Genomic DNA, 5043 nt, shown 5'->3' on the forward strand with positions numbered 1-5043 from the left:
ACTTCATTTTTACAATGGAGAGTTTGATCCTGGCTCAGGATGAACGCTAGCGGCAGGCCTAATACATGCAAGTCGAACGGGATCCACCAGCTTGCTGGTGGTGAGAGTGGCGCACGGGTGCGTAACGCGTGAGCAACCTGCCCGTCCCAGGGGGATAGCCCCTCGAAAGAGGGATTAACACCGCATAAAGTTATATACCGGCATCGGTTGTATAACCAAATATTTATAGGGGACGGATGGGCTCGCGTGGCATTAGCTAGTTGGTAGGGTAACGGCTTACCAAGGCTATGATGCCTAGGGGCTCTGAGAGGAGAATCCCCCACACTGGTACTGAGACACGGACCAGACTCCTACGGGAGGCAGCAGTAAGGAATATTGGTCAATGGGCGGGAGCCTGAACCAGCCATGCCGCGTGCAGGAGGACTGCCCTATGGGTTGTAAACTGCTTTTGCACGGGAACAAACACCGGCACGCGTGCCGGCTTGAGTGTACCGTGAGAATAAGGATCGGCTAACTCCGTGCCAGCAGCCGCGGTAATACGGAGGATCCGAGCGTTATCCGGATTTATTGGGTTTAAAGGGTGCGTAGGCGGCATGCTAAGTCAGTGGTGAAAGACGGTGGCTCAACCATCGCAGTGCCGTTGATACTGGTGTGCTTGAATGCGGATGAGGTAGGCGGAATGTGGCAAGTAGCGGTGAAATGCATAGATATGCCACAGAACACCGATTGCGAAGGCAGCTTACCAAGGCGATATTGACGCTGATGCACGAAAGCGTGGGGATCGAACAGGATTAGATACCCTGGTAGTCCACGCCCTAAACGATGATGACTCGGTGTCGGCGATAGAATGCCGGCGCCCAAGCGAAAGCGTTAAGTCATCCACCTGGGGAGTACGCCCGCAAGGGTGAAACTCAAAGGAATTGACGGGGGCCCGCACAAGCGGAGGAGCATGTGGTTTAATTCGATGATACGCGAGGAACCTTACCCGGGCTTGAAAGTTAGTGAATTATCCAGAGATGGATAAGTCCTTCGGGACACGAAACTAGGTGCTGCATGGCTGTCGTCAGCTCGTGCCGTGAGGTGTTGGGTTAAGTCCCGCAACGAGCGCAACCCCTGTGGATAGTTGCCAGCATGTAACGGTGGGGACTCTATCCAGACTGCCTGTGCAAACAGTGAGGAAGGCGGGGACGACGTCAAGTCATCATGGCCCTTACGTCCGGGGCTACACACGTGCTACAATGGTCGGTACAGCGGGCAGCCACTCAGCGATGAGGCGCCAATCCCGCAAAGCCGATCACAGTTCGGATCGGGGCCTGCAACTCGGCCCCGTGAAGTTGGATTCGCTAGTAATCGCGTATCAGCAATGACGCGGTGAATACGTTCCCGGGCCTTGTACACACCGCCCGTCAAGCCATGAAAGCCGGGGGTGCCTGAAGCATGTGACCGCAAGGAGCGTGTCAGGGCAAAACTGGTAATTGGGGCTAAGTCGTAACAAGGTAGCCGTACCGGAAGGTGCGGCTGGAATACCTCCTTTCTAGAGTACTGATTGGTACTCGTTACGCCATGAATCATCAATAATATCTAAGGAGATAAAAAGACATAGGACACCGTTCCCTTACGCGGTTAGTCCGAGGAGATTGAAAGGCAAGCTAGTCCCGTAGCTCAGTTGGTTAGAGCACTACACTGATAATGTAGGGGTCAGCAGTTCAAGTCTGCTCGGGACTACGGAATCGGGGAATTAGCTCAGCTGGCTAGAGCACCTGCCTTGCACGCAGGGGGTCAACGGTTCGAATCCGTTATTCTCCACAGGTTATCCCGGATGACCGGGATAATGAGAGTTCTTTGACATATTGGAAGAAAACAAGAAGAGACAGAGAAGGCAACAGCCGCGCATGCCTTCGGGCGTGTAGCGGAAGCAGATCCATAACAGCAAAAGGGTTATGGGTTGAAGAAAGTAAATAAGGGCACACGGGGGATGCCTAGGCTCTCAGAGGCGAAGAAGGACGTGACAAGCTGCGATAAGCGCCGGGGATCGGCAAATGCGAATTGATCCGGTGATTTCCGAATGGGGCAACCTGATGTACTGAAGGTACATCGTATAATACGCGAACGCGCTGAACTGAAACATCTAAGTAGGCGTAGGAGGAGAAAACAACAGTGATTCCGCAAGTAGTGGCGAGCGAACGCGGATTAGCCCAAACCGGATATGTTACGGCATATGCGGGGTTGTAGGACCATGACATGGCATGCATGCGTTAAGTGGAAACCGGAAGGGAAGCCGGCACCATAGGGGGTGATAGTCCCGTACACGTAAGCAAATGCAGCCTAATGGTATCCTGAGTACCGCGGGGTCGGAGACGCCCTGCGGGAATCCGGCGGCACCATCCGCCAAGGCTAAATACTCCTGAGAGACCGATAGTGGACCAGTACCGTGAGGGAAAGGTGAAAAGAACCCCGAACAGGGGAGTGAAATAGAACCTGAAACCGTGTGCTTACAATCGGTCGGAGCCCTTTAGGGGGTGACGGCGTGCCTTTTGCATAATGAGCCTACGAGTTACACTTCACCGGCAAGGTTAACCCATTCAGTGGGGGAGCCGAAGCGAAAGCGAGTCTGAACAGGGCGTGCAGTCGGTGGAGGTAGACGCGAAACCTTGTGATCTACCCTTGGTCAGGCTGAAGGTGCCGTAACAGGTACTGGAGGGCCGAACCGATAAGCGTTGAAAAGCTTCCGGATGAACTGAGGGTAGGGGTGAAAGGCCAATCAAACTGGGAAATAGCTCGTACTCCCCGAAATGTTTTTAGGAACAGCGTGGAGTTTAGTTCCGCGGAGGTAGAGCTACCGATTGGGTGCGGGGGAGTCACATCCTACCAAATCCAGACGAACTCCGAATGCCGCGGGATATACTCTGCAGTGAGGCTCTGGGTGCTAAGGTCCAGGGCCGAGAGGGAAAGAACCCAGACCATCAGCTAAGGTCCCCAAATGTACGCTAAGTTGGACTAACGAGGTCCGGCTGCACAGACAGCTAGGATGTTGGCTTGGAAGCAGCCATCCATTTAAAGAGTGCGTAACAGCTCACTAGTCGAGCGGCCGGGCGTGGATAATGAACGGGCATCAAGCGTGCTACCGAAGCTATGGGATATTTATATCGGTAGGGGAGCATTCCGGCGGGGGCGAATCCTTATCGCGAGATTGGGTGGACCTTCCGGAAAAGCAAATGTAGGCATAAGTAACGATAAGGCGGGTGAGAAACCCGCCCACCGAAAGACCAAGGTTTCCTGATCAACGCTAATCGGATCAGGGTCAGTCGGGGCCTAAGGAGAAGCCGAAAGGCGAATCCGATGGACAACGGGTTAATATTCCCGTACTTTTGGTTGCTGCGACGCGGGGACGGAGAAGTGACACCACCGCGCACTGACGGAATAGTGCGTTGAAGGGCGTAGGTATAGGCATCCCAGGCAAATCCGGGATGTTTGCTGAACCCCGATAGTACGGCAAGGCTTCGGCTGCGCCGATAGTGTGGGTAATCCTGCTTCCGAGAAAAACCGCTAAGCTCCAGGCAACCAGAACCCGTACCGTAAACCGACACAGGTGGTCGGGGTGAGAATCCTAAGGTGCTCGAGTGAATCATGGCTAAGGAACTCGGCAAAATGGCCCTGTAACTTCGGGAGAAGGGGCGCTGGCGTAAGTCAGCCGCAGTGAAAAGGCCCAGGCGACTGTTTAACAAAAACACATGGCTTTGCGAAATCGAAAGATGAGGTATAAGGCCTGACACCTGCCCGGTGCTGGAAGGTTAAGAGGGGATGTCAGGGGGTAACCCCGAAGCATTGAATCGAAGCCCCAGTAAACGGCGGCCGTAACTATAACGGTCCTAAGGTAGCGAAATTCCTTGTCGGGTAAGTTCCGACCTGCACGAATGGTGTAACGATCTGGGCGCTGTCTCGGCCATGAGCTCGGTGAAATTGTGGTACCGGTGAAGACGCCGGTTACCCGCAACGGGACGGAAAGACCCCATGAACCTTCACTACAGCTTAACATTGGGACTGGGTGCGTGATGTGTAGGATAGGCGGGAGGCATTGAAGCGGGTTCGCCAGGACTCGTGGAGCCGCCCTTGAAATACCGCCCTTTGCGTATCCGGTTCCTAATCCCTCGGACGAGGGAGACACTGTTTGGTGGGTAGTTTGACTGGGGTGGTCGCCTCCAAAAAGGTAACGGAGGCTTTCAAAGGTAAGCTCAGTACGCTTGGTAACCGTACGTGGAGTGCAATGGCATAAGCTTGCTTGACTGTGAGGCCGACAAGCCGAACAGGGTCGAAAGACGGACATAGTGATCCGGTGGTTCTGCATGGAAGGGCCATCGCTCAAAGGATAAAAGGTACTCTGGGGATAACAGGCTGATCTCCCCCAAGAGCTCATATCGACGGGGAGGTTTGGCACCTCGATGTCGGCTCGTCACATCCTGGGGCTGGAGAAGGTCCCAAGGGTTCGGCTGTTCGCCGATTAAAGTGGCACGCGAGCTGGGTTCAGAACGTCGCGAGACAGTTCGGTCCCTATCTGTTGCGGGCGTAGGAATATTGAGTGGGGCTGGCCTTAGTACGAGAGGACCGGGCTGGACCGACCGCTGGTGTACCAGTTATGCCGCCAGGTGTACTGCTGGGTAGCTATGTCGGGTTAGGATAAGCGCTGAAAGCATCTAAGTGCGAAACCGGCCACGAGATGAATGTTCCATTGAGGGTCCCCGTAGACTACGGGGTCGATAGGCCGCAGGTATAGAGGTGGTGACATCACAGCCGAGCGGTACTAATAGCCCGAGCGCTTTCTCGCGCAGAGACGCTGTTGCCTTCTCGCAATCTCTGACTGTTTTCTTCCGATTATTGTCATAAAGGTATTCAGGTGCCTATATCGGCGGTGTCCACCTCTTCCCATCCCGAACAGAGCAGTTAAGCCCGCCAGAGCCGATGGTATTGCCGTAACAGGCGTGAGAGTAGGTCGGTGCCGGATTTTATAAGAAGCCCCGTTGCAGAATGCAGCGGGGCTTTCTTTTT

The 5043-nt window shown here is 54.5% G+C and carries 2 tRNA genes and 3 rRNA genes; all 5 read left to right on the plus strand.

Features of this window, described 5'->3' with window-relative positions:
* Window positions 1-11: 11 nt before the first annotated feature.
* A 16S ribosomal RNA gene (locus ACFQRK_RS23740) occupies window positions 12-1534 on the plus strand.
* A gap of 117 nt (window positions 1535-1651) precedes the next feature.
* Window positions 1652-1725, plus strand: a tRNA-Ile gene (locus ACFQRK_RS23745).
* Between the two features lie 7 nt (window positions 1726-1732).
* A tRNA-Ala gene (locus tag ACFQRK_RS23750) sits at window positions 1733-1806 on the plus strand.
* A 142-nt stretch (window positions 1807-1948) separates the two neighbouring features.
* Window positions 1949-4822 (plus strand): 23S ribosomal RNA (locus tag ACFQRK_RS23755).
* A 65-nt stretch (window positions 4823-4887) separates the two neighbouring features.
* Window positions 4888-4999: ribosomal RNA gene (gene rrf / locus ACFQRK_RS23760) — 5S ribosomal RNA — on the plus strand.
* The 16S, 23S and 5S rRNA genes sit together here with 2 tRNA genes alongside, the layout of an rRNA operon.
* Window positions 5000-5043 lie beyond the last annotated feature (44 nt).

This window comes from Parapedobacter sp. GCM10030251 (assembly GCF_042666505.1).
Taxonomy (GTDB): domain Bacteria; phylum Bacteroidota; class Bacteroidia; order Sphingobacteriales; family Sphingobacteriaceae; genus Parapedobacter.